The sequence below is a fragment of the Paracoccus amoyensis genome (genome assembly GCF_014490725.1).
Taxonomy (GTDB): Bacteria; Pseudomonadota; Alphaproteobacteria; order Rhodobacterales; family Rhodobacteraceae; genus Paracoccus; species Paracoccus amoyensis.
The window spans coordinates 1-21,917 of record NZ_JACOQL010000005.1 but is presented as its reverse complement, the minus strand read 5'-3'; the positions used below and the strand labels follow the sequence as shown (position 1 = coordinate 21,917).

The window sequence follows — 21,917 nt, the reverse complement described above, 5'->3', positions numbered from 1 at the left end:
AGCACGCAAAGTCAACTGCCGCGCTTCAAACGCTGTGATACGAACCAGTCATTGCGCTTTTTCAGTTCGCGTTCAAAGCCGCGTTCGACAGGCGTATATAAAACCGGGCGCTTCATCCCATCAGGGAAATAGTTCTGACCGCTGAAACCGTCCTCGGCATCGTGGTCATAGGCGTATCCCGCACCATAGCCCTGATCCTTCATCATCTGCGTGGGCGCGTTCAGGATATGGGCGGGGGGCATCAGGCTGCCTGTCCGCTTCGCTTCCGCCCGCGCAGCCTTGTAGGCGGCGTAACCTGCGTTGGATTTGGGCGCCAGCGCCAGATAGATCACCGCCTGAGCCAGCGCCAGTTCACCCTCGGGACTGCCCAGACGTTCATACAGCGCCCAGGCATCCAGACAGTGCCGCTGCGCCGCGGGATCCGCCAGACCGATATCTTCAACCGCCATGCGGGTGATGCGGCGCGCCAGATAGCGCGGATCCTCGCCCCCTTCCAGCATCCGGCCCAGCCAATACAGTGCCGCATCCGGGTCGCTGCCCCGCACCGATTTATGCAATGCCGAAATCAGGTTGTAATGTTCGTCACCCGATTTGTCGTATTTCATCGCCCGGCGCATCAACCGCTGCGACATCGCTTGCGCATCCAGCGGTTTGTCGACCTTCCATGCCGCCACCTGTTCGATCAGGTTCAGCGCGGCGCGGCCATCGCCATCGGCCATTTCCAGCAGGGCATCGCGTGCCTCGGCTGTCAGGGACAGCTTGCGTCCCAGCTCTTTCTCGGCGCGTTGGGCCAGCAGTTCCAGATCCTTCAGGTTCAGCCGTTCCAACACGATCACCTGCGCGCGCGACATCACGGCGGCGTTCAGCTCGAACGACGGGTTTTCCGTGGTCGCCCCGACCAGAAGGATCGTACCATCCTCCATATGCGGCAGGAAACTGTCCTGTTGGGCTTTGTTGAAGCGGTGGATTTCGTCGACGAACAGCAATGTGCCGCGCCCCTGCTGGCGGCGCAACTTGGCCGCCTCGAACACCTTGCGCAGTTCGGGCACGCCGGAAAAAATCGCGCTGATCTGAATGAAGGCCAGGTCGGTTTCATCAGCCAGCAGCCGGGCGATGGTGGTCTTGCCCACGCCGGGTGGCCCCCACAGGATCAGGGAAGACAGACTACCCGAGGCCAGCATCGAGCCCAGCGGCCCGTCAGATCCCAGAACTTTGCTTTGGCCGATGACCTCCGACATTTTCGTCGGGCGGATACGATCGGCCAAAGGACGCACCGCCGGGTTCGGCGGTGAAGCGGGCGAAGGTGCGCTATCAAACAAATCGGCCATGATGGCGCCATTCTAGGCGGCGTCTGTGACGGGGAACAGCCCCCATCAGCGGATCTGGTCGCTTAGTGCATTTTCGCCGTCAGGTCGATCGAGACGCATTGGAAATCACCGTCATCAATCCGCATGACCGGACCAATTGCCTGCGCCTCAAGACCGCAACGCCCATACCACCTCTGCCAGTTCGCCCCGGTCAGTGCGATCAGACGGCTGGCACCCAGTTCACGGCTGCTGCTGGTCATCGCCTCGACCATCTTGAAGTGCACCTTGCGGCGATACATCTGCGGGATGTCGTGGCTGACAAACACGCGCGAACATTCCCACGCCTGCTCATCAACGGGCGCGTCCTCATCCAGCAGGTTCTGCGGGATTGTGCCGCCCAGAATACCACGCTGCGCGTCGCGGATCATGTAGCTGTAGACACCGCAGCGGGCAGTTGTCGGCGTCAAGCGAATCCCGGCCAGCACCAACCCGTTGTCATGGATGGCAATCCAGCGGCTTTGCGGAGTGTCGTATTGATCGAACTCCATATCTTCTGCCTCGGGCAGTTCCCACTTCTTCTGAACGATGAAGCTTTGTTTGCGTGCCCGGAACAGGTTGGCGAACAATTCCCCGTGGTTGTGAAGGTTGGAGAATGAGAGGGTGGTCGTCTGCATATCAAGTACTCCTGGGGTGTGAGGTACCCCCCACTGCCTCACGGTCCCCTTGGGCGAACGCCGCTACAACAAACGGTACTCCTTGGCCCTCTGCAACGCTTCGGCAGTCGTGCGGGCTTTCAGTCTTTCCCGGACTGAAATCAGTCGTGCCTTGAACGCGCTTTCGGTAATGCCAAGTTTGGCTGCCGCTGCCGCATGGCGATCGCCCTCCGCGATGCAACGAAGGGCTTCTTTCTGTGCCTTTGTCAGGCTTGCAGGCGGTTCCATGATATCATGGAGCCGCCGTACCGTTGCCGAGATATCCACGATCTCGTCATCCATGAATTCCCGATCATCGCGCGCGAAACTGGCGATGGTGCGGGAATTGATTGGTCCACATGAAACGGTCAGACCAAAGGTCAAGCCATGGTCCGCGGCGTCCTTCAAGATGCTGAATGGGTCAGGAATTGGTAGATTGGACCAGCGACAGGCGCCGGTCGTTGAAAACCCCCAGGCGATCGTAGGATCCCGCAAGGCGTAACCATTCTGTGAATAAAATTCCGCCCATTCTTCCGGATAGGTCTGAAACTGCATAAGTGGCGCGGCAAAGCGGATATGCAGCCCCACGAAGTATCCCGAGGGGGACACCTTTCCAAGGCTTCGCAGAGCCGCGTTGATGTCAGCGCGTGAGGACATGGCTTTTTAGACAAATTGTGTTCATTGGCTTCACCGGTCAAAGTAATCGTGAGCGATTTTCATTGCTATAGCGTTAATGAAGAATTTTCTGACGCCACAACCTGCGGTTGCGCGACGTTGCTGATTTCCCCGTATTTCAAGCAATTTTACCCTACTTATCCTAGCGTCATGTTTTACCAGAACAATTCACAAGCCTTCTGTTACCAGAGGTCTATTAAGAAATTACAGCCAAATTAGCGGGACAATATATGATAATACCCCGCCACTTTCTCAGCGGCGGGGTAACTGATTCGTTTTCTGCGGTTGCAGAATTGACGAATTATTCGGCGCCGTTGGCCTCTGCCTCGGTGCGGGCGTGATCAGCGGCACCTTTTGCAGCCGGGTCACGATCGACCAGTTCGATGATCGCCATCGGAGCCATGTCGCCATAGCGGAAACCGGCTTTCAGGATACGGACATAGCCACCCTGACGATCCTTGTAGCGTGCGCCCAGAACCTCGAACAGTTTGGCAACGTGCATGTCCTGCTTCAGCTGCGCATCGGCCTGACGGCGGGCGTGCAGATCGCCACGCTTTGCCAGGGTAATCAGTTTTTCAACGATCGGGCGCAGTTCCTTGGCTTTCGGCAGAGTCGTCTTGATCTGCTCGTGCTCGATCAGCGAGCCGGCCATGTTGGCGAACAGCGCCTTGCGATGTTCGTGGGTACGGTTAAGGCGGCGATAGCCACGTGCGTGACGCATGATGTTTCTCCTTTAACGTCTTTTGCTTTGTCTGGCGGTCCATGCGTGCGGACCACTCTCCTTGGGGCGGAAGCCCGGGGTCGGAAGGTGCGTATAAACACGCACCTTACCAATTCTTAAAACTGATCGTCGAAGCGCTTGGCCAGATCTTCGATGTTTTCCGGCGGCCAATCGACCACATCCATCCCCAGATGCAGACCCATGCCCGAAAGCACTTCCTTGATCTCGTTCAGCGACTTGCGGCCAAAGTTCGGCGTGCGCAGCATTTCTGCTTCGGTTTTCTGGATCAGATCACCGATATAGACGATATTGTCGTTCTTCAGGCAGTTGGCCGAACGAACCGACAATTCCAGCTCATCGACCTTCTTCAGCAGGCGCGGATCGAATTCCAGACCGTCATCGCTATCCTGACGGTTGGCCGATTCCGGCTCTTCGAAGTTCACGAAGACCGACAACTGATCCTGAACGATACGCGCAGCATAGGCCACGGCATCTTCAGGCGTCAGCGAACCATCGGTCTCGATCTTCATCGTCAGCTTGTCATAGTCCAGAACCTGACCTTCACGGGTCGGGGTGACTTCATAGCTGACGCGCTTGACGGGCGAAAAGATCGCGTCAATCGGGATCAGGCCAATGGGCGCATCTTCCGGACGGTTCTTGTCGGCTGCGACATAGCCTTTGCCGGTCGCGACGGTCAGCTCCATGTTCAGGTCAGCGCCATCATCCAAGTGGCAGATGACATGATCGCGGTTCAGAACCGTGATGCCAGCGGTTTCCTGAATGTCGCTGGCCTTCACCTCGCCCGGGCCTTTGGCCGACAGGGTCAGGCGCTTGGGGCCTTCGACGTCCATCTTCAGCGTGACGCCCTTCAGGTTCAGAACGATATCGGTGACGTCTTCACGCACACCGGCAACGCTGCTGAACTCATGCAGGACATTGTCGATCTGAACCGAAGTGATCGCGCCACCTTGCAGCGATGACAGCAGCACGCGGCGCAGCGCGTTGCCCAGCGTCAGACCAAAGCCGCGCTCCAGCGGTTCGGCGACCAGGGTCGCGGTGCGGGTCGCATCGGCGCCCGGCTTCACATCAAGCTGCGTTGGCTTGATCAGTTCGGCCCAATTCTTGTGGATCATGCGTTTGCCTCCATACTTGTCTCCGCCCCATGTCCAAGGCCGGAAACGCCCGAGGTTGAAAACGTAATAGCCAAACCGCGCAACACGGCGCGGTCTGGTTGTTCTTTATCCGAGATCAGACGCGGCGACGCTTTGGAGGGCGGCAGCCGTTGTGCGCAATCGGGGTCACGTCACGGATCGCGGTGATGTTGAAGCCAACAGCGGCCAGCGCGCGCAGCGCCGATTCGCGGCCCGAACCCGGGCCTTGAACTTCAACTTCCAGCGTTTTCACGCCGTGTTCCTGTGCTTTCTTGCCAGCATCTTCCGCGGCCATCTGAGCGGCGTAAGGGGTCGATTTGCGCGAACCCTTGAAGCCCATGGTGCCAGCCGACGACCACGAGATCGCATTGCCCTGCACGTCAGAGATCAGGATTTTGGTGTTGTTGAAGCTGGAGTTCACGTGAGCAACGCCGGTGGCGATGTTCTTGCGCTCTTTACGCTTCATACGGGTTTTATCGCGTGCCATTGTCCGTTACCCCTTACTTCTTCTTGCCGGCGATCGGCTTCGCCGGGCCCTTGCGGGTGCGGGCATTGGTGTGGGTGCGCTGACCGCGGACCGGCAGGCCACGACGGTGACGCAGGCCGCGATACGAACCCAGGTCCATCATACGCTTGATGTTCATCTGCGTTTCACGGCGCAAATCGCCTTCAACGGTCAGATTGGCATCAATATATTCACGGATCTGCAGAACTTCGGCATCCGACAGATCGTTGACACGGCGGGCTGGATCAATGCCAACAGCTTCAACGATCTGTTGCGCATACATCGGGCCAATGCCGTGGATATAGGTCAGTGCGATCGGGACGCGTTTCCCGGTCGGAATGTTTACGCCAGCAATACGAGCCACGCGTTTTCCTTTTCGGTTGCGGTTCCGTAGCACCGGAACCTTTTTTCACAACATAAGGCCCGAAAGGCGTCCCTTCGGGCCGGTCTAATCTTCACTTGTCCATGCAAGTGATTCTCTTGCGAGATGCCGTGATTTAAGGGCAGCTCGCCCAATCGTCAAGGTCTGGGAGCAGGAAGTTCTTGACAAACCGAAAATTCCCGCCCCGATCCGACAATCAGCTTTTCAGCACGCTGTTGATTTCGGCGGCGACAGTATCGACCTCTGCCAGGCCATCAACCGATTTCAACTTGTTCTTGGCATAGTAATAGCCAATCAGCGGCGAAGTTTTCTTGTAATATTCCAGCAGGCGGGTCTTGAGGCTTTCCTCGTTGTCATCGGCCCGGCGTCTCAGATCAGTAGACCCGCAAACATCGCAAACGCCCGGTTCCTTGGTCGGCCTGGTTTCATCGTGATAGACTTCGCCGCAATTGCCGCAGGTAAAGCGGCCGGTGATGCGACGGACCAGCGCCTCATCCTCGACCCGCATTTCGACGACGGCATCCAGCGTCATCCCGGTTTCTTCCAGCAGATGCCCAAGCGCATCGGATTGGGCCAGCGTGCGGGGAAAGCCGTCGAAGATAAAGCCGTTGCCACCCTCGGACAATTTTTCACGGATCAGACCGATCACAATCTCATCCGTGACCAACTGACCACGATCCATCACTTCGGCGACACGATTGCCCATCTCGGTGCCCGACGTCCGGGCCGCGCGAAGCATGTCGCCAGTCGAAAGCTGGACCAGCCCCCGTTCTTCTACCAGAATGCGCGCCTGCGTTCCCTTACCGGCACCCGGCGGCCCAAGCAGAATAATATTGATGGTCATGGCCCTGTCCCCTCAGCTAGCCTTTAAATCCGGTCTGCTCAGCGACGCGACGGTGCCCGGCGCGGCTTCGCACTCCCAGGTTTGCGTTTACCACGCAGTTGGGATTTCTCAATAAGACCTTCATATTGATGGGCCAGCATATGGCTTTGGATCTGATTGATTGTATCCATCGTCACCGACACCACGATCAGGACCGAGGTTCCCCCGAAATAGAACGGGATCGACCATTGATGGCGCAGGATCTCGGGTAACAGACAGACCGCCGTCAGATAGGCCGAACCAATGACCAGAACACGGTTCACGACGTAGTCCAGATACTCTTCGGTCCGTTTGCCCGGACGAATGCCTGGAATGAAGCCACCCTGATTTTTCAGGTTATCGGCCACATCGTCGGATTTGAAGGCGACGTTATGGGTATAGAAATAGGCAAAGAACACGATCATTGCCGCGAAGAATACCAAATACAGCGGCTGCCCCGGCCCGAAGTAAGCCAGCAGCACCGACATCACCGGCCCTGCATCGCCGCCCGAGAACGTCGCGATCGTCGTCGGCAACAACAACAGCGAGCTGGCGAAGATCGCCGGAATGACGCCCGCCGGGTTCACCTTGATCGGCAGATGCGACGACTGGCCGTCATAGACCTTCATGCCGACCTGACGGCGCGGGTATTGAATGCGGATCTTGCGCAGCGCACGCTCCATGAACACGACAAAGGTGATCACGACGACGACCATCAGGATCACGCCCAGCGTCAGCAAGGTCGAGCCACGGTTGGCGCCCTGTGCCAGAAACTGCGCGATATGCGTAGGAATTTCAGCGACGATACCGACAAAGATGATCAGCGAAATGCCGTTGCCAATGCCGCGCGCCGTGATCTGTTCACCCAGCCACATCAGGAACATGGTGCCGCCGACCAGCGTGATCACCACGGACGCCTGGAAGAACACGCCCGGATCATGGGCCAAACCCCCGGCTTCAAGGCTGCGTGCCAGACCGTAAGCCTGAAACAACGCCAGCGCGACCGTGCCGTAACGCGTGTATTGGTTGATCTTCTTGCGCCCTGCCTCTCCCTCTTTCTTGAGCTGCTCAAGCGAGGGAACCATGGAAGCCAGAAGCTGCACGATGATCGAGGCCGAGATATACGGCATGATGCCAAGCGCAAAGACACCCATCCGGCCAAGCGCACCACCGGTAAACATCGACAGGATGCCCCCGATGCCCGACTGGGCCTGATCCATGAAGTTGCGCAGTGCTGCACCGTCGATGCCGGGAACCGGGATATAGGTCCCCAGACGATAGATGATCAGCAGCCCGATCGTGAACAAGATACGCTGTTTAAGCTCGGTGGCCTTGCTGAATCCCTGCCAAGAGAAATTCGCGGCCATCTGTTCTGCGGCTGACGCCATATGTTTTCGTCCTGTGTCATGACAGCGCCGCCGGCCCGTTTCCGGGAACGGCGGCGCCAGGAAAACCTGTTCGCTATCTATGGGGCGCCATCGCCCCGTTCAACAGCTTATTCCGCCGCCGCTGCTTCCGCAGGCAGGGAAACCTTGCCGCCCAGCTTTTCGACAGCTTCGATGGCCGATTTCGACGCGCCGGTCACAGCAAAGCTTGCTTTCGCTTTCAGCTCGCCTTTGCCCAGCAGACGGATACCGTCCAGCTTGCGGCGGACCAGACCCGAAGCGACCAATGCGTCCTCGGTGATCTCGACCTTGCCATCCAGCTTGCCCGCATCGATGAAGCCCTGAACCTGGCCCAGGTTAACGACAGCAAAGGTTTTTGCGTTGGGCGCAGTAAAGCCGCGCTTGGGCAGGCGGCGATACAGCGGCATTTGGCCGCCTTCGTAACCGTTCAGCGCGACGCCCGAACGGGATTTTTGACCTTTGATACCACGGCCGGCAGTCTTGCCTTTGCCCGAGCCGGGACCACGTGCAACGCGCTTTTTCTTGCGATTCGCGCCTTCGTTGTCGCGGATTTCATGCAGTTTCATATCGCTTCTCCTTAGCCGGACGCGCCCTCGAAGCGATACAGGGCGGACACGGCACTTCTTGCTTGTTGAGTCGTGCTTTCGTGAAGCACCCGCGGCGTATAAACGGAAGTGTGTTGCGGTTCAAGTGTTGCAAGCGTCACCTTTTGGTCGCAGTCGAAATCCGGATGGTCTTCACAAGCGGATGTGAATTGTCTGCCGGCTGGCCGCAGGTATCACAGCCGCAATGCAATCCCGGATCCTTACCATGCGCACTTTCATTCTGTCCCTGCTTGCGACCCTTGGCATCGCGACCGCTGCAAATTCCGCAGAGCCAACCTTTTGCACCACGCGCATCAGCGGTCAGGATGTGCCAATGGCCTATGACAAAGATGAGGCGAGCCTGCAGGACAACTACAGCATGCGGGAGATCCTGTTCACCCGATGGGGACGTGACACCTGCCCCAGCTATGTCGTCCTACGCAGTCTGACGCCGGGTCTGACAGATGAGGAACGTGCCCCATTCTGCCTGCGCTATGACAAGGAAAGCGACTCGACGATCGGACATGATCTTGGGAAACGTGATTCTTATGGCCGTTGCGAACAGCCGTCGAAATCGGTGTGTCAGCGCGTGAACCAAACCAAGAATGCGGCAGTTGCGATGACCGGTGCGGCCGCGCGTGGAACAGTGCGCGGCCTGCGCGCCCTGCCCGATGGCTCTGGCGCGGTCATCATCAGCGGGTCCAGCAGCTATATTTCCAGTGCGCTGACCGCCATTGGCGGCGGTGCGAGCGCAGTCGCAGCCTCTCCGGTCTTGTTGACAGGTGCGGCGGTCAGCGTGGTGGCTGTTGGTGGCACGGTATATGCCTGCCGCGAAGGTTAGTCAGAATTCGACCCAGGTTCCGGCCTTCAACGCCGTCTCACCGGGACCAGAAACGGGTGTGATGACGCCAAGCTCCAGCTTGGTCAGCCCCTGCCAGTCATAGACCAGCGATGTTGCCAGTTTCGCCGAAAACGCGGCATCGCGCCTGTCTTCCAGTCGCAGTTGGTTGATGAACATCATCGAATCGGTGGGACGCAAGCCCAAGGTCGCCTCAATCTTGGTGGTAACCTCGGGCGTCAAGAAAACCGCTTCCGTCCGGGTCAGGTTCTCAACGTAAACTACAGTTTGCTGTTTACCCGCGACCTTGATCTTGGCTTCGACAGTCACCCAGCCACCGCCCGGAAATTTTTCAAACCCGCGCCCCCAAGCGATGCCCGCCTGCCCTGTCGGAAAAGCTTCCCCATTCCTCAGAAAGGCACCGAAACCGGTCGAATAGGTCAGACGGTTTGCCCCCTCACCACTATCCAGACGACGTTGCAACCAGATCATCACACTGGTTTCGCCGACATTGGTGTAGCCAAGTTCGAAGCCAAGCGTGTTCCGGGCAGTCAGTCCATATTCGCTATAAAGCCCGGTATAACTATTTCCCTCGCGGTCACTTTCCAGCGACAGAGACATAAAGACCTTTCCCTTGTCGCGCGGCCACGGCCCGGCACTGGCGGTCCCTGCAAACATGGCCGACAGCAGCACGAAGACCCAAAAGCATGATATTCTTTTCGAGTGCACCCCATTTCCTTTTCGCGGGCGGCCACGCCTCACCTTAATTGGAACCTGGTTAGCGAAAGGTTAACTTAGCAAAGGACGCGCTGAACGGGATGCGCGCCGCCAACCGGCATGGCAGCCTTCAGGCTGGACCATGGCAGCGGAGATTTCCATTTGACGGGGATCAGCGCCTGTTCCGATCATGCCCGCGCAGCTGGGAAAAGCCCGACAGCCGACATGTCAAAGAACGACACAGCTTGGTGAGGGTGAAACGCAAACGAAAAAGGCCGGGTTTCCCCGGCCCTCCTCTTATTTCTTTTCTTCGATGATCTGCACAAGATGCGGGATCTTGTTGACCATGCCGCGAACAGCCGGCGTATCTTCCAGCTCTCGCGTCCGGTTCATCTTGTTCAGGCCCAGACCTTTCAGCGTCTCACGCTGGATGGCGGGGCGGCGGATCGGGCTGCCGATCTGCTTTACAACGATAGTTGCCATATCCGTGTCTCCTTACGCTTCGACAGCGGCCTGAGCCGGCTTGTCTTGCTGAGGCAGGATGTCCGCAACCTTTTTGCCACGACGCTGAGCGACCGAGCGCGGGCTCGATTCCTTCTTCAGACCGTCCAGCGTTGCGCGGATCATGTTGTATGGGTTCTGCGAACCCAACGACTTCGACACAACGTCCTGCACGCCCAGCATTTCAAACACGGCGCGCATCGGACCACCGGCGATGATCCCGGTCCCGGGAACGGCGGTGCGCATGACGACGCGGCCGGCGCCATGACGGCCTTCCATGTCATGATGCAGGGTGCGACCATCGCGCAATGCAACGCGGATCATGTTGCGCTTGGCTTGCTCGGTCGCCTTGCGGATCGCCTCGGGCACTTCTTTCGCTTTGCCTTTGCCGAAGCCGACACGGCCACGCTGGTCACCGACAACCACCAAAGCGGCAAAGCCAAAGCGCTTACCACCTTTAACGGTTTTCGACACACGGTTGATCGCGACCAAACGATCGGCGAATTCCGGGGTTTCTTCGCGCTCTTCGCGACGGCCCCGACGGTTTTCACGTTCTGCCATAAGGCATTCCTTTATTCGATGGCGCACCAGGCACGCCGGTTAATCCAATCCAAGTGGGCCGCCGATAAATCGAGCGGCCCCCGGATCATCGGGATGGCGCGCCTGATCGCTCAGGACGCGCCACCCGCATTCATCAGAACTTCAGACCGCCTTCGCGGGCTGCGTCGGCCAATGCTTTGACCTTGCCGTGGAACAAGAAGCCACCGCGGTCGAAGACGACTTCTTCCACACCAGCTTTTTTTGCCCTCTCGGCAATCGCCGTGCCGATTTTGGCAGCGGCTTCGACATTGTTCTTGCCCACGACGCCAAAATCCTTCTCCAGCGTGCTGGCCGAAGCCAACGTCACGCCGTTCAGATCGTCGATGACCTGAACCGAGATGTTCTTGGACGAACGGTGGACCGACAGACGCGGACGACCATTGGCCATCGCACGCAGTTTGTTCCGAACGCGCAGACGGCGCTTCTGGAACAGCTTTTGCTTTTTCAGTGCCATTTCTCGCGCCCCTTACTTCTTCTTGCCTTCCTTGCGGAAAACATACTCGCCCTTGTAGCGAATCCCTTTGCCCTTGTAGGGCTCGGGACGACGCCACTCGCGGATGTTTGCAGCAACCTGACCAACAAGCTGTTGGTCGATGCCTTCCACAACGATTTCAGTCTGCTTCGGTGCGGTGATCGTCACGCCGTCCGGCGTTTCGAAGTTCACCTCGTGGCTGTAGCCCAGCGACAGTTTCAGGGTTTTGCCCTGCATCGCGGCGCGGTAACCCACGCCCTGGATTTCCAGCTCTTTCTTGAAGCCTTCCGAGACGCCCGTCGTCAGGTTCTCGACCATCGAGCGGGTCATACCCCACTGCTGACGAGCACGCTTCGACTGACCGCGCGGTTTGACGCTGACAGTGCCTTCTTCCAGCACCAGATCAACATCATCGGTCGCGGTGAAGCTGCGGGTGCCTTTCGGCCCCTTCACTTCAATCGTCTGGCCTTTGATTTCGGCCGTCACGCCCTTGGGCAGAGCGACCGGTTTTTTACCAATCCGAGACATCTGCTGCCCTCCTTAGAATACGGTGCAGAGGACTTCGCCGCCGACATTGGCACTGCGAGCCGCTGCATCCGACATGACGCCCTTGGGGGTCGACACGATCGAGACACCCAGACCCTGACGGACCTGCGGGATTTCCGTGGCACCGGCGTAAACGCGGCGACCCGGCTTCGAAACGCGCGACAGTTCCCGGATAACCGGGGCGCCATCGTGATACTTCAGGCCGATTTCCAGCTCATTATGGCCGGCATCGGTGGTCACTTCCTCGTAGCCGCGGATGTAACCTTCGTCTTTCAGCACGTCCAGAACCCAAGCGCGCAGCTTGGAGGCCGGGGTGCGAACGGTCGATTTGCCACGCATCTGCGCATTGCGGATACGGGTCAGCATATCGCCGAGAGGATCGTTCATGTTCATTTTCGCCCCCTTACCAGCTGGATTTGACCATGCCGGGGATCTGACCGTTCGAGCCGAGCTCGCGCAGCATGATCCGCGACAGTTTCAGTTTGCGGTAATACGCATGCGGACGACCGGTCAGTTGGCACCGGTTGTGCAAACGCGTTGCCGAAGAGTTGCGCGGCAGTTCAGCCAGCTTCAGCGAAGCCTTGAAGCGCTCTTCCATCGGACGGGACTGATCGTTGACAACTTCTTTCAAAGCCGCACGCTTTTCAGCATATTGTGCCACAAGACGTTCGCGCTTTTTCTCGCGCTCGATCATGGATTTTTTAGCCATATCTTCTTCCCTCCGCGATCAGCTGTTGAACGGCATGTTGAATGCCTTCAACAGTGCTTTCGCTTCCGCGTCGGTCTTCGCGTTGGTGCAGATGATGATGTCCATCCCCAGAACTTCGTCGACCTTGTCGAAGTTGATTTCCGGGAACACGATTTGCTCTTTCAAGCCCATGGCATAGTTGCCGCGACCGTCGAAAGAGCTGCCTTTGACGCCGCGGAAGTCGCGGACGCGGGGCAGCGCGATGTTGATCAGACGATCCAGGAATTCATACATCCGGTCGCCACGCAGGGTCACTTTCGCGCCCAGCGGCATTTCTTCGCGAACACGGAAGCCTGCGATCGAGTTTTTCGCCTTGGTGATGACAGCCTTTTGGCCGGCGATCAGCGACAGCTCTTCAGCGCCCTGTTTCACCTTCTTGGTGTCTTTCACGGCTTCGCCGATCCCCATGTTCAGAACGATCTTTTCCAGTTTCGGAATTTGCATGTCGTTCTTATAGCCGAACTCTTCTTTCAGAGCAGCGCGGATCGTTTCGCGATACTGCGCTTTCAGGCGCGGCGCATATTTCGTTTCGTCCAGCATCAGATCACATCTCCTGTGGTCTTGGCGAAACGAACCTTCTGGTCGCCTTCCGTGCGGAAGCCAACGCGGGTCGCTTTGCCGTTCTTGTCCATCAGAGCAAGGTTCGACAGGTCGATCGGCATTGCCTTTGGCATGCGGCCACCCTGCGAGGTTTGCGTCTGACGCTGGTGACGGATCGCGATATTTACACCATCAACGATCGCCTTGTTCTCTTTCGGGAACACAGCGGTGATTTCGCCCTGCTTGCCCTTGTCCTTGCCGGCAAGGACGACGACCTTGTCGCCTTTTTTCAGCTTGGCAGCCATTACAGCACCTCCGGAGCAAGCGAGATGATCTTCATGAAGTTCTTGGCGCGCAGCTCGCGAACGACCGGCCCGAAAATACGGGTACCGACCGGCTCGCCCTGGTTGTTCAGGATGACGGCGGCGTTGCGGTCGAAACGGATCGAGGTTCCGTCTTCGCGCTTAACTTCTTTGGCGGTGCGAACGACGACGGCCTTGCGGACGTCACCTTTCTTCACCCGGCCACGTGGGATGGCTTCCTTGACGGAAACGACAATGATGTCGCCCACCGACGCATAGCGACGGTGCGAACCACCCAGGACCTTGATGCACTGAACCCGGCGAGCGCCAGAGTTATCAGCAACATCCAGATTGGTCTGCATCTGGATCATTTGGTTTCTCCCGACCTTTGGGGACCGACCTTATTTCGGCCCCAGGGTTTCGATCATTTCTGATCTGTGATGATGGACTTATGCCGAAGCGGCTTCGTCCGTCAGGACAGTCCAGCGTTTCGTTTTCGAGATCGGAGCACATTCGACGATGCGAACAACGTCACCGATCTTGAACTGGTTATTCGCGTCATGTGCGCGATATTTCTTCGACGAGCGAACGGTCTTGTGCAGCAGCGGGTGCTTGAAGCGGCGTTCGACCAGAACAGTAACGGTTTGTTCGTTCTTATCGCTGGTCACGCGGCCTTGCAGGATGCGTTTAGGCATGGGCCGGTCTCCTTACTTCGACGCTGCGGCTTCCGCCGCTTTCTGATTCAGAATGGTCTGCACACGGGCAACGTCACGGCGAACCGAACGCATGCGTGCAGTGTTTTCCAACTGGCCGGTGGCCTGCTGGAAACGCAGGTTGAAAGCTTCTTTTTTCAGCGAGACAAGCTGATCTTTCAGCTGGTCAGGCGTCTTCGAACGCAGATCTTGCGCATCCATGGCGCTTCTTCCTTTCAACATCACCGGAGAGCCCCGGATAGTCCGGGCCACCCTGATTCCGGTGGAGTTTCGTGATGAAGGCTTGCCCATACAGCGGTCCGCGCGGTTTGGCAAGCGTTTCACGCAGCATCCGGCCCAAAAAACCGATGCATGTTTAGCCCCGCCCCCGATCGGGCAGTCGTGCGCGGCCTTGTCCTAGCTGTAAAGCGGTCGGGCGGCCTTGACGTGGCGCGATGCCATCTGGCGCGCCTGTTTTCCCCCGGGCACCATGCGCGCCGGCACGGGCAGATAGTCCTCCTCGGCCAGTTCGGGAAAGATTTCCAGAATTTCTTCCAGCGCCGCGCTGCCGACGGCCTTCAGCGCCTGCGGCCCCGGCAACATGCTTTCGGCCTCGACACCATTGGCGGTGACGATCTCGTGCTGAACGAACAGCAGGTGAAAATACTCGACCTCCTCGATATCATCCGCGACGGCGACACCGTCGATGCCGCATAGCTGTCTCGCGGCGACCAGCACCTCCTGCGCGTCGAACATCCGCTGCGCGATCTTTGAGCGCACCAGGATGCGGTGCTGCGGGCTGACGACCAGATCGGTCGCCGGCGCCCCCGCGCCGATCGCCCCGGCCACAATACGGATCGGGCGGAGCTTCGGATGTGCCGCCAGAACATCGGGCGCCAGCTTGCGTCGGCCGATCCAGCGGACCGGTTGATAGCCGTGATCGCGGGTCAGCACGAGATCGCCGGGGGTAATATCCTCGATGGCGCGCGGACCGTCCGCGGTCTCGATCATGGTGCCGCGCGCAAAGCAGACGACGCCGGTAATGTTCAGGTCGTCGATGTAACCGGTGCCGTTATTGACCCCGGTCCGACCGGCCCCGACGAAATCCCAGCCGGTCCTGTTGGCGGTGTTCCACTGGTTCGACGGAATGGTGGCATTCACCGTCCGTCCCATGAACGTCGCGGTCACGCCCCCGCTTGCGTTGACAGCCAGCGTCAGTTGCGAGGCCGCGCCCGATTCCAGCGTGGTCACGCCGGTCACGCTTCCGATGACGACGTTGTTCCAGCGGATTTCGATGGTGTCATTGATCGGACGAACCGACACCGTCAGCCCGGTCTGGACGCCATATTCCAACTGGGCATACCCAAGACCCCGGCTGTCGCTGCGCAGCGAGGTGGGATTGCCGAAACTGAAGGAAAACCCATCGACCTTGCCGTTGCCGACATCGCCAGAGCCCGCAGTGGAACTGCCGGCCGTGAAATCAAGCGTCATGGATGCCTGAAAACTGCTCAGCCCCTTCGCTTCCTCGTCGTTCAGCGCATTCGCGGTGATCCGGCCGCCAGAATATTCATTCGCCCCGGTCATGAAGACGAATTCGCGGTCCGCGTTCCCATCGGTGCCGGAATTGGCGATCCCCGGAGCGTTCTGCGTCTGAACAGTGGCCGTGCCGCCTTGTTGATTACCGTCAAAATTGTTCGAATATGTAAAGTTTCTAGCCATCGGTCCCGATCCCAAAAATGCTGTCGAGGCGGTCGTGATTTACCCATACCATGATTTCTATATCGGCTAAATTACGCCGAAGTAACGATTTGGTCATCTATTTTCTTTTACGTTTGGCTTCTGTTCGCAGGCAATCCCCAACCGTGGCAAATCTCTCGGCAAGGGGTCGCCAGGCTCAAACGCAAAAAGGCCCCGCCATATCGGGCGGGGCCTTTTCAGATGCAGTCTGCCTTGCGGCGCGGAATTACCAGTCTTCGCGCGCAACGATGCGGGTCAGAACTGGCAGTTTCTGTGCGCCAAGGCGCAGGGCCTCACGCGCGATCTCATCCGAGACGCCGTCGATTTCGAACATGATGCGGCCAGGGTGAACACGGGCTGCCCAGAAGTCGATCGAACCCTTACCTTTACCCATACGAACTTCGGTAGGTTTCGACGAAACTGGAACATCCGGGAAAATCCGGATCCAGACCCGGCCCTGACGTTTCATGTGACGGGTGATCGCACGACGCGCCGCTTCGATCTGACGGGCGGTCACACGCTCGGGCTCGATCGACTTCAGCGCGTAGGAACCAAAATTCAGATCGAAGCCGCCTTTGGCTTCACCGTGAATGCGGCCCTTGAACTGTTTGCGGAACTTCGTCCGTTTCGGTTGCAGCATAATTCCTTACTCCTTACCGAGCGTCGCGGCGCGGGCCACGAGGAGCCGGACCTTCTTGGGCTTCGGCAGCGCGGCGATCGCGGGCCTGAGGATCATGTTCCATGATCTCGCCTTTGAAAATCCACACCTTCACGCCGATGATCCCATAGGGGGTCGTGGCTTCGGCCAGCGCATAATCGATGTCGGCACGCAGGGTGTGCAGCGGCACACGGCCTTCGCGATACCATTCGGTGCGGGCGATTTCAGCGCCGCCAAGACGACCCGAAACGTTCACACGAATGCCCAGGGCGCCCATACGCATTGCGTTCTGAACCGAGCGCTTCATGGCGCGACGGAACGAAACACGACGCTCAAGCTGCTGCGCAATCGATTCAGCGACCAGAGCAGCATCGACTTCCGGCTTGCGGACTTCGACGATGTTCAGATTCACGTCGCTGCTGGTGAAGTTCGACAACTTCTTGCGCAGCACCTCGATATCGGCGCCTTTTTTGCCGATGATGACACCCGGACGTGCAGCGTGAATGGTCACACGGCACTTTTTGTGCGGACGCTCGATGATGACGCGGCTGATACCGGCCTGTTTGGCTTCTTTCTTAATGAAGTCCCGAATTTTCAGGTCTTCAAGCAGCAGATTGCCATAGTCCTTGTCGTCAGCATACCAGCGGCTGTCCCAGGTGCGGTTTACCTGCAGGCGCATGCCAATCGGATTGACCTTCTGACCCATTACGCTTGCTCCTCGACTTGACGAACCTTGATGGTGATTTCCGAGAACGGCTTCATGATTTTGCCGTAACGACCACGTGCCCGCGGACGGCCACGTTTCATCACCAGATTCTTACCGACCCAGGCTTCGGCGACGATCAGGTTATCGACGTCCAAACCGTGGTTGTTTTCAGCGTTGGCGATTGCCGACTGCAGACATTTTTTCACGTCGCCTGCGATCCGCTTGTGCGAGAAAGTCAGATCGGCCAAAGCCTTGTCCACTTTCTTGCCACGGATCAGCTGAGCCACCAGGTTCAGCTTTTGCGGCGAGGTGCGCAGCATTTTCGTCTTTGCGAACGCTTCGTTTTCCGCCACGCGGCGCGGATTCTGTTCCTTACCCATGACGATTACTTCCTCTTGGCTTTCTTGTCCGCCGCGTGACCGTAATAGGTCCGGGTGGGCGAATATTCACCGAATTTCTGGCCAATCATTTCCTCGGTCACATTGACCGGGATGTGCTTCTGGCCGTTGTAAACGCCAAAAGTCAGACCAACGAATTGCGGCAGAATGGTCGAACGGCGCGACCAGATCTTGATGACATCGGACTTACCCGAGTCACGGGCCTTTTCCGCTTTCTTGAGCACATAAGCGTCAACAAAGGGGCCCTTCCAAATAGAACGTGCCATGGGTTAGCGTCCCTTCTTCTTCGCATGACGCGAACGCAAGATATACTTGTCGGTCGCCTTGTTGCTGCGGGTCTTCTTACCCTTGGTGTCCTTACCCCAAGGCGTAACCGGCGTCCGGCCACCCGAAGTACGACCTTCACCACCACCATGCGGGTGGTCGATCGGGTTCATTGCGACACCGCGGACGCTTGGGCGGATGCCCTTGTGGCGGTTACGGCCAGCTTTACCCAGGTTCTGGTTCGAGTGGTCGGCGTTCGACACCGCACCGATCGTCGCCATGCACTCCTGACGCACCAGACGCAGTTCGCCCGAGGACAGGCGGATCTGCGCGTAGCCACCGTCACGACCGACGAACTGGGCATAGGTGCCTGCCGAACGAGCGATCTGGCCGCCCTTGCCGGGCTTCAGTTCGACGTTGTGAACGATGGTACCGATCGGCATGCCGCTGAAGGGCATGGCGTTACCGGGCTTCACGTCAACCTTGGCGCCGGCGACGACTGCATCACCAACGGCCAGGCGCTGCGGAGCCAGGATATAAGCCTGCTCGCCGTCTTCGTATTTGATCAGTGCGATGAACGCGGTCCGGTTGGGATCGTATTCGATCCGCTCGACCGTCGCGGCCACATCGAATTTGTTGCGCTTGAAATCGACGATGCGATACAGGCGCTTTGCCCCGCCGCCCTGGCGGCGCATGGTGATCCGTCCGGTGTTGTTCCGACCGCCCTTTTTGGTCAAACCCTCGGTGAGGGATTTGACCGGACGCCCTTTCCAAAGCTCCGAACGGTCGATCAGAACCAGCCCGCGCTGGCCAGGCGTCGTCGGTTTATACGACTTTAATGCCATCTTTCTGTCTTCCGTTGCTTTGGACCTGCCCCACGATATCGAAGCAAGGGTCCGTTTCCGTCAAAAGAGCTGCGGCCCCGGAGGTCCGGGGCCGCAGATTCGTGCCCTACTATCAAAGTCCGGTAGCGACGTCGATAGTGTTACCCTCAGCAAGGGTAACATAGGCTTTTTTCACATCGCTGCGGCGGCCAAGCTGGCCACGGAAGCGTTTGACCTTGCCTTTGGTGATGGTCGTATTGACGGCCATTACCTTTACACCGAACAAAGCCTCGACCGCTTCTTTGATCTGCGGCTTGGTTGCGTCCTTGGTCACCTGGAAAACAACGCCGTTGTTCTCCGAAGTCATGGTCGCTTTTTCGGTGATGATCGGCTTGACGATCACGTCGTAATGTTCAGCTTTCGCGCTCATTTCAGGCGAGCCTCCAGAGCTTCGACACCCGAACGCGTGATGACAAGCGTATCGCGCTTCAGAATGTCATAAACGTTGGCACCCATCGACGGCAGGATATCCACGCCTTCGAGGTTGCGCGCTGCGCGGGCAAAGCCCTCGTTGACTGCGGCGCCATCGATGACCAGAACGCGCTTCCAACCATTTTCCTTGACTGCTTTTGCAACAGCCGAGGTTTTGGCGTCGGACAGGTTCAGATCCTCGATCACCACCAACTCACCAGCGGTAGCTTTGGCCGACAGGGCATGCTTCAGGCCCAGTGCGCGCACTTTCTTCGGCAGATCGAAGGCGTGCGAACGCGGGGTCGGGCCTTTGTAGACACCACCATGACGGAAGATCGGCGCTTTCTTGGAACCGTGACGAGCGCCGCCGGTGCCTTTCTGGCGATAGATCTTTTTCGTCGAGTAGCTGACGTCCGACTTGCCCAGAACCGAGTGGGTCCCTTGCTGAGCCTTGGCGCGCTGCCAGCGAACAACGCGCTGCAGGATGTCGCCGCGCGGCTCCAGCCCGAAGATCTCGTCGTTCAGCTCGATCGAACCGGCTTTACCGGAGTCCAGCTTGATCACATCGAGTTTCATTCTTTATCTCCTTCGGGCGCAGCGTTGTCGCCTTCAGCAGCATCACCGTCAGCCGACTTGTCGGCAGCGATCGAAGCTTCGGCTTCGGCCAGCGCAGCAGCTTCCTGCTCGGCGGCCAGACGCGCGGCTTCCTCGCGTGCTGCTTCTTCTTCGGCAGCAGCGGCGGCAGCAGCTTCCTCGGCCAGACGCTTGGCTTCGGCAGCGGCCGAACGCAATGCGGCGGGATAGATCACGTTTTCAGGCGTCGCTTTTTTCACGGCATCCTTGACGGTGACCCAGCCACCTTTCGAACCCGGAACCGAGCCTTTGACCATGATCAGGCCACGATCGGCATCGGTGCGAACGACTTGCAGGTTCTGGGTGGTGACGCGAACGGCACCAAGATGGCCAGCCATCTTCTTGCCCTTGAACACCTTGCCCGGATCCTGACACTGACCAGTCGAACCATGCGAACGGTGGCTGATCGACACACCGTGCGAGGCGCGCAGACCACCAAAGTTGTGGCGCTTCATCGCACCAGCGAAACCTTTACCGATCGAGGTTCCGGCGATGTCGACGAACTGACCAGCGAAGTAGTGGTCGGCCGTGATTTCTTCACCAACCTTGATCAGGTTTTCCTCGGCAACGCGGAATTCCGCGATCTTGCGCTTGGGCGCGACCGAGGCTTTGGCAAAGTGACCACGCATCGCGGCGGTCGTGCGCTTTGCCTTGGCTTCACCAGCACCCAGCTGAACTGCGGTGTAGCCATCGCGGTCATTGGTGCGCTGATCGACAACCTGCAGGTTGTCCAGTTGCAGGACGGTCACCGGAACCTGACGACCATCCTCAAGGAACAGCCGGGTCATGCCCAGTTTCTTGGCGATAATACCAGTACGCAGCATCTTCGCCTCCTTACACTTTGATCTCGACATCCACGCCAGCGGCGAGGTCGAGCTTCATCAGCGCGTCAACGGTCTGGGGGGTCGGATCAACAATGTCCAGCAAACGCTTGTGCGTGCGGATTTCCCACTGATCGCGCGACTTCTTGTCGATGTGCGGACCACGGAGAACGGTGAATTTTTCGATCTTGTTCGGCAGCGGAATCGGGCCACGAACGGTCGCACCGGTGCGCTTGGCAGTGTTCAGGATTTCCTGGGTGCTGGCATCCAGCACGCGGTAATCGAACGCCTTGAGCCGGATACGAATGGTCTGACTTTGCATAGTCAATCCCTCTCACGGGGAGTTTCAGTTGAGAGGCTGACCACGCACCACGCGCTGCCAGCGTCGAACCGCAATAAAAACTGCGAAGCCGCCCGATACTGGGCGGCCCCGGCATAGGCAAGCGAATCCTTGTTCACAAATGCGGATTCGGCTGCGATGCGCGCGTATAACGTCAGTAAGTGCTTACTGTCAACGCCTATCCTGCGGTTCCTTCGCCGCAAAGGTCTAGCTGGCGTTGTATTCGTTGCCCTCGCTTTCGCGGCCTGCCGCGCGTCCACAGGGCAAGCAAACGACAATTTTGGGGACGGCAATCCAATCAGAGATTTTGGGCAATCTCTGCGCGGCCCTGCCCCGTGCAGTTTTGCTGGGTTCATGCGGACAAAGCCAGCCTCTGTTGCAACGCAAAAGCCCGCCCCTTTCGGGACGGGCTTTCCATCATGATCTCCTGGCCCGGGGGCCGTCAGATCACTTGATGATTTTCGACACCACGCCGGCGCCGACGGTGCGGCCGCCTTCGCGGATCGCGAAGCGCAGCTTTTCTTCCATCGCGATCGGGGCGATCAGCTCGACCTCGAACTTCAGGTTGTCGCCCGGCATCACCATTTCCGTGCCTTCCGGCAGCTTCACCGTCCCGGTCACGTCCGTCGTGCGGAAGTAGAACTGCGGGCGGTAATTCGCGAAGAACGGGGTGTGGCGGCCGCCTTCTTCCTTGGTCAGGATGTAGGCTTCGGCTTCGAAGGTGGTGTGCGGGGTCACCGATTTCGGCTTCACCAGAACCTGGCCACGCTCGACGCCGTCACGGTCGATGCCGCGCAGCAGGACGCCCACGTTGTCGCCAGCCT

General features: G+C 58.5%; 34 protein-coding genes. 1 reads left to right on the top strand and 33 read right to left on the bottom strand.

What is annotated here, in order from left to right; all coding sequences use genetic code 11:
- Positions 1-11 precede the first annotated feature (11 nt).
- The 10 genes from H4P12_RS15550 to rplO form a co-directional block, all read right to left on the bottom strand.
- A complete protein-coding gene (locus tag H4P12_RS15550; protein WP_187794598.1) occupies positions 12-1,328 on the bottom strand; it encodes a replication-associated recombination protein A in 1,317 nt (438 codons plus the stop codon).
- A 62-nt stretch (positions 1,329-1,390) separates the two neighbouring features.
- Positions 1,391-1,981: an acyl-homoserine-lactone synthase gene (locus tag H4P12_RS15545; RefSeq protein WP_187794597.1), complete on the bottom strand. Its 591-nt coding sequence runs from the start codon at positions 1,979-1,981 to the stop codon at positions 1,391-1,393.
- Positions 1,982-2,044: 63 nt separating this feature from the next.
- The gene (locus tag H4P12_RS15540; protein WP_187794596.1) at positions 2,045-2,656 is read right to left on the bottom strand and encodes a helix-turn-helix transcriptional regulator; all 612 of its coding nucleotides are present in this window, start codon (positions 2,654-2,656) and stop codon (positions 2,045-2,047) included.
- Positions 2,657-2,975: 319 nt separating this feature from the next.
- A complete protein-coding gene (gene rplQ, locus H4P12_RS15535; RefSeq protein ID WP_187794595.1) occupies positions 2,976-3,395 on the bottom strand; it encodes a 50S ribosomal protein L17 in 420 nt (139 codons plus the stop codon).
- 116 nt (positions 3,396-3,511) lie between these two features.
- Positions 3,512-4,528, bottom strand: coding sequence for a DNA-directed RNA polymerase subunit alpha (locus tag H4P12_RS15530; protein WP_187794594.1), 1,017 nt, complete (start codon positions 4,526-4,528; stop codon positions 3,512-3,514).
- A 115-nt stretch (positions 4,529-4,643) separates the two neighbouring features.
- Entirely contained in the window at positions 4,644-5,033 is a 390-nt protein-coding gene (gene rpsK, locus H4P12_RS15525) for a 30S ribosomal protein S11 (protein WP_187794593.1), read from the bottom strand.
- Positions 5,034-5,046: 13 nt separating this feature from the next.
- A complete protein-coding gene (rpsM, locus tag H4P12_RS15520; protein ID WP_187794592.1) occupies positions 5,047-5,415 on the bottom strand; it encodes a 30S ribosomal protein S13 in 369 nt (122 codons plus the stop codon).
- A 214-nt stretch (positions 5,416-5,629) separates the two neighbouring features.
- On the bottom strand, positions 5,630-6,277 hold the full coding sequence (locus tag H4P12_RS15515) for an adenylate kinase (RefSeq protein ID WP_187794591.1): 648 nt from the start codon (positions 6,275-6,277) through the stop codon (positions 5,630-5,632).
- Positions 6,278-6,315: 38 nt separating this feature from the next.
- Complete coding sequence (gene secY / locus H4P12_RS15510) at positions 6,316-7,683, bottom strand: preprotein translocase subunit SecY (protein ID WP_187794590.1); 1,368 nt, start codon at positions 7,681-7,683, stop codon at positions 6,316-6,318.
- A gap of 107 nt (positions 7,684-7,790) precedes the next feature.
- Positions 7,791-8,267 (bottom strand): 50S ribosomal protein L15, encoded by a 477-nt coding sequence (rplO, locus tag H4P12_RS15505; protein WP_187794589.1) that lies wholly within the window; start codon positions 8,265-8,267, stop codon positions 7,791-7,793.
- Positions 8,268-8,511: 244 nt separating this feature from the next.
- Between rplO and H4P12_RS15500 the strand changes: the two genes are divergently transcribed.
- Complete coding sequence (locus H4P12_RS15500; protein WP_187794588.1) at positions 8,512-9,126, top strand: hypothetical protein; 615 nt, start codon at positions 8,512-8,514, stop codon at positions 9,124-9,126.
- Here the strand turns inward: H4P12_RS15500 and H4P12_RS15495 are convergent, their stop codons facing one another.
- From H4P12_RS15495 to H4P12_RS15385, 23 genes are all read right to left on the bottom strand, one after another.
- Complete coding sequence (locus H4P12_RS15495) at positions 9,127-9,744, bottom strand: hypothetical protein (protein WP_246449327.1); 618 nt, start codon at positions 9,742-9,744, stop codon at positions 9,127-9,129.
- Positions 9,745-10,137: 393 nt separating this feature from the next.
- Entirely contained in the window at positions 10,138-10,323 is a 186-nt protein-coding gene (gene rpmD / locus H4P12_RS15490; protein WP_187794587.1) for a 50S ribosomal protein L30, read from the bottom strand.
- A gap of 12 nt (positions 10,324-10,335) precedes the next feature.
- The gene (gene rpsE / locus H4P12_RS15485) at positions 10,336-10,902 is read right to left on the bottom strand and encodes a 30S ribosomal protein S5 (RefSeq protein WP_187794586.1); all 567 of its coding nucleotides are present in this window, start codon (positions 10,900-10,902) and stop codon (positions 10,336-10,338) included.
- Positions 10,903-11,035: 133 nt separating this feature from the next.
- Complete coding sequence (rplR, locus tag H4P12_RS15480; RefSeq protein ID WP_187794585.1) at positions 11,036-11,395, bottom strand: 50S ribosomal protein L18; 360 nt, start codon at positions 11,393-11,395, stop codon at positions 11,036-11,038.
- A 12-nt stretch (positions 11,396-11,407) separates the two neighbouring features.
- Positions 11,408-11,941, bottom strand: a complete 534-nt coding sequence (gene rplF / locus H4P12_RS15475) for a 50S ribosomal protein L6 (RefSeq protein WP_187794584.1) — start codon at positions 11,939-11,941, stop codon at positions 11,408-11,410.
- Between the two features lie 12 nt (positions 11,942-11,953).
- Positions 11,954-12,352 (bottom strand): 30S ribosomal protein S8, encoded by a 399-nt coding sequence (gene rpsH, locus H4P12_RS15470; protein ID WP_187794583.1) that lies wholly within the window; start codon positions 12,350-12,352, stop codon positions 11,954-11,956.
- Between the two features lie 10 nt (positions 12,353-12,362).
- A complete protein-coding gene (gene rpsN / locus H4P12_RS15465) occupies positions 12,363-12,668 on the bottom strand; it encodes a 30S ribosomal protein S14 (RefSeq protein ID WP_187794582.1) in 306 nt (101 codons plus the stop codon).
- Positions 12,669-12,686: 18 nt separating this feature from the next.
- Complete coding sequence (gene rplE / locus H4P12_RS15460; RefSeq protein WP_187794581.1) at positions 12,687-13,247, bottom strand: 50S ribosomal protein L5; 561 nt, start codon at positions 13,245-13,247, stop codon at positions 12,687-12,689.
- Positions 13,247-13,552 (bottom strand): 50S ribosomal protein L24, encoded by a 306-nt coding sequence (gene rplX / locus H4P12_RS15455; protein WP_187794580.1) that lies wholly within the window; start codon positions 13,550-13,552, stop codon positions 13,247-13,249. Before rplX ends, rplE begins: the two co-directional genes overlap by 1 nt.
- Entirely contained in the window at positions 13,552-13,920 is a 369-nt protein-coding gene (rplN, locus tag H4P12_RS15450; RefSeq protein WP_010400243.1) for a 50S ribosomal protein L14, read from the bottom strand. The genes rplX and rplN overlap by 1 nt, the downstream gene beginning before the upstream one ends.
- A 78-nt stretch (positions 13,921-13,998) precedes the next feature.
- Positions 13,999-14,244 (bottom strand): 30S ribosomal protein S17, encoded by a 246-nt coding sequence (gene rpsQ, locus H4P12_RS15445; RefSeq protein WP_187794579.1) that lies wholly within the window; start codon positions 14,242-14,244, stop codon positions 13,999-14,001.
- A 12-nt stretch (positions 14,245-14,256) separates the two neighbouring features.
- Positions 14,257-14,463 (bottom strand): 50S ribosomal protein L29, encoded by a 207-nt coding sequence (gene rpmC, locus H4P12_RS15440; RefSeq protein ID WP_187794578.1) that lies wholly within the window; start codon positions 14,461-14,463, stop codon positions 14,257-14,259.
- 195 nt (positions 14,464-14,658) lie between these two features.
- The gene (locus H4P12_RS15435; protein ID WP_187794577.1) at positions 14,659-15,960 is read right to left on the bottom strand and encodes a Hint domain-containing protein; all 1,302 of its coding nucleotides are present in this window, start codon (positions 15,958-15,960) and stop codon (positions 14,659-14,661) included.
- A 244-nt stretch (positions 15,961-16,204) separates the two neighbouring features.
- A complete protein-coding gene (gene rplP, locus H4P12_RS15430; RefSeq protein ID WP_187794576.1) occupies positions 16,205-16,618 on the bottom strand; it encodes a 50S ribosomal protein L16 in 414 nt (137 codons plus the stop codon).
- 13 nt (positions 16,619-16,631) lie between these two features.
- Positions 16,632-17,342, bottom strand: coding sequence for a 30S ribosomal protein S3 (gene rpsC / locus H4P12_RS15425; protein ID WP_187794575.1), 711 nt, complete (start codon positions 17,340-17,342; stop codon positions 16,632-16,634).
- Positions 17,342-17,722: a 50S ribosomal protein L22 gene (gene rplV, locus H4P12_RS15420; RefSeq protein WP_187794574.1), complete on the bottom strand. Its 381-nt coding sequence runs from the start codon at positions 17,720-17,722 to the stop codon at positions 17,342-17,344. Before rplV ends, rpsC begins: the two co-directional genes overlap by 1 nt.
- Positions 17,723-17,727: 5 nt before the next feature.
- Positions 17,728-18,006, bottom strand: a complete 279-nt coding sequence (rpsS, locus tag H4P12_RS15415; RefSeq protein ID WP_187794573.1) for a 30S ribosomal protein S19 — start codon at positions 18,004-18,006, stop codon at positions 17,728-17,730.
- Between the two features lie 3 nt (positions 18,007-18,009).
- On the bottom strand, positions 18,010-18,849 hold the full coding sequence (gene rplB / locus H4P12_RS15410; RefSeq protein ID WP_187794572.1) for a 50S ribosomal protein L2: 840 nt from the start codon (positions 18,847-18,849) through the stop codon (positions 18,010-18,012).
- Positions 18,850-18,961: 112 nt separating this feature from the next.
- Positions 18,962-19,258: a 50S ribosomal protein L23 gene (locus H4P12_RS15405; protein WP_187794571.1), complete on the bottom strand. Its 297-nt coding sequence runs from the start codon at positions 19,256-19,258 to the stop codon at positions 18,962-18,964.
- On the bottom strand, positions 19,255-19,875 hold the full coding sequence (gene rplD / locus H4P12_RS15400; RefSeq protein WP_187794570.1) for a 50S ribosomal protein L4: 621 nt from the start codon (positions 19,873-19,875) through the stop codon (positions 19,255-19,257). Before rplD ends, H4P12_RS15405 begins: the two co-directional genes overlap by 4 nt.
- A complete protein-coding gene (gene rplC / locus H4P12_RS15395) occupies positions 19,872-20,756 on the bottom strand; it encodes a 50S ribosomal protein L3 (protein ID WP_187794569.1) in 885 nt (294 codons plus the stop codon). The genes rplD and rplC overlap by 4 nt, the downstream gene beginning before the upstream one ends.
- A 10-nt stretch (positions 20,757-20,766) precedes the next feature.
- Entirely contained in the window at positions 20,767-21,075 is a 309-nt protein-coding gene (rpsJ, locus tag H4P12_RS15390) for a 30S ribosomal protein S10 (protein WP_101459506.1), read from the bottom strand.
- Between the two features lie 465 nt (positions 21,076-21,540).
- On the bottom strand, positions 21,541-21,917 hold a 377-nt coding region (locus H4P12_RS15385; RefSeq protein ID WP_484555959.1), incomplete at its 5' end, for an EF-Tu C-terminal domain-related protein.

Coding starts and splice junctions, on each gene's coding strand:
- H4P12_RS15550 (WP_187794598.1), bottom strand. CDS start 1,328: ATGGCCGATTTGTTTGATAGCGCACCTTCGCCCGCTTCACCGCCGAAC.
- H4P12_RS15545 (WP_187794597.1), bottom strand. CDS start 1,981: ATGCAGACGACCACCCTCTCATTCTCCAACCTTCACAACCACGGGGAA.
- H4P12_RS15540 (WP_187794596.1), bottom strand. CDS start 2,656: ATGTCCTCACGCGCTGACATCAACGCGGCTCTGCGAAGCCTTGGAAAG.
- rplQ (WP_187794595.1), bottom strand. CDS start 3,395: ATGCGTCACGCACGTGGCTATCGCCGCCTTAACCGTACCCACGAACAT.
- H4P12_RS15530 (WP_187794594.1), bottom strand. CDS start 4,528: ATGATCCACAAGAATTGGGCCGAACTGATCAAGCCAACGCAGCTTGAT.
- rpsK (WP_187794593.1), bottom strand. CDS start 5,033: ATGGCACGCGATAAAACCCGTATGAAGCGTAAAGAGCGCAAGAACATC.
- H4P12_RS15515 (WP_187794591.1), bottom strand. CDS start 6,277: ATGACCATCAATATTATTCTGCTTGGGCCGCCGGGTGCCGGTAAGGGA.
- secY (WP_187794590.1), bottom strand. CDS start 7,683: ATGGCGTCAGCCGCAGAACAGATGGCCGCGAATTTCTCTTGGCAGGGA.
- rplO (WP_187794589.1), bottom strand. CDS start 8,267: ATGAAACTGCATGAAATCCGCGACAACGAAGGCGCGAATCGCAAGAAA.
- H4P12_RS15500 (WP_187794588.1), top strand. CDS start 8,512: ATGCGCACTTTCATTCTGTCCCTGCTTGCGACCCTTGGCATCGCGACC.
- H4P12_RS15495 (WP_246449327.1), bottom strand. CDS start 9,744: ATGTCTCTGTCGCTGGAAAGTGACCGCGAGGGAAATAGTTATACCGGG.
- rpmD (WP_187794587.1), bottom strand. CDS start 10,323: ATGGCAACTATCGTTGTAAAGCAGATCGGCAGCCCGATCCGCCGCCCC.
- rpsE (WP_187794586.1), bottom strand. CDS start 10,902: ATGGCAGAACGTGAAAACCGTCGGGGCCGTCGCGAAGAGCGCGAAGAA.
- rplR (WP_187794585.1), bottom strand. CDS start 11,395: ATGGCACTGAAAAAGCAAAAGCTGTTCCAGAAGCGCCGTCTGCGCGTT.
- rplF (WP_187794584.1), bottom strand. CDS start 11,941: ATGTCTCGGATTGGTAAAAAACCGGTCGCTCTGCCCAAGGGCGTGACG.
- rpsH (WP_187794583.1), bottom strand. CDS start 12,352: ATGAACATGAACGATCCTCTCGGCGATATGCTGACCCGTATCCGCAAT.
- rpsN (WP_187794582.1), bottom strand. CDS start 12,668: ATGGCTAAAAAATCCATGATCGAGCGCGAGAAAAAGCGCGAACGTCTT.
- rplE (WP_187794581.1), bottom strand. CDS start 13,247: ATGCTGGACGAAACGAAATATGCGCCGCGCCTGAAAGCGCAGTATCGC.
- rplX (WP_187794580.1), bottom strand. CDS start 13,552: ATGGCTGCCAAGCTGAAAAAAGGCGACAAGGTCGTCGTCCTTGCCGGC.
- rplN (WP_010400243.1), bottom strand. CDS start 13,920: ATGATCCAGATGCAGACCAATCTGGATGTTGCTGATAACTCTGGCGCT.
- rpsQ (WP_187794579.1), bottom strand. CDS start 14,244: ATGCCTAAACGCATCCTGCAAGGCCGCGTGACCAGCGATAAGAACGAA.
- rpmC (WP_187794578.1), bottom strand. CDS start 14,463: ATGGATGCGCAAGATCTGCGTTCGAAGACGCCTGACCAGCTGAAAGAT.
- H4P12_RS15435 (WP_187794577.1), bottom strand. CDS start 15,960: ATGGCTAGAAACTTTACATATTCGAACAATTTTGACGGTAATCAACAA.
- rplP (WP_187794576.1), bottom strand. CDS start 16,618: ATGCTGCAACCGAAACGGACGAAGTTCCGCAAACAGTTCAAGGGCCGC.
- rpsC (WP_187794575.1), bottom strand. CDS start 17,342: ATGGGTCAGAAGGTCAATCCGATTGGCATGCGCCTGCAGGTAAACCGC.
- rplV (WP_187794574.1), bottom strand. CDS start 17,722: ATGGGTAAGGAACAGAATCCGCGCCGCGTGGCGGAAAACGAAGCGTTC.
- rpsS (WP_187794573.1), bottom strand. CDS start 18,006: ATGGCACGTTCTATTTGGAAGGGCCCCTTTGTTGACGCTTATGTGCTC.
- rplB (WP_187794572.1), bottom strand. CDS start 18,849: ATGGCATTAAAGTCGTATAAACCGACGACGCCTGGCCAGCGCGGGCTG.
- H4P12_RS15405 (WP_187794571.1), bottom strand. CDS start 19,258: ATGAGCGCGAAAGCTGAACATTACGACGTGATCGTCAAGCCGATCATC.
- rplD (WP_187794570.1), bottom strand. CDS start 19,875: ATGAAACTCGATGTGATCAAGCTGGACTCCGGTAAAGCCGGTTCGATC.
- rplC (WP_187794569.1), bottom strand. CDS start 20,756: ATGCTGCGTACTGGTATTATCGCCAAGAAACTGGGCATGACCCGGCTG.
- rpsJ (WP_101459506.1), bottom strand. CDS start 21,075: ATGCAAAGTCAGACCATTCGTATCCGGCTCAAGGCGTTCGATTACCGC.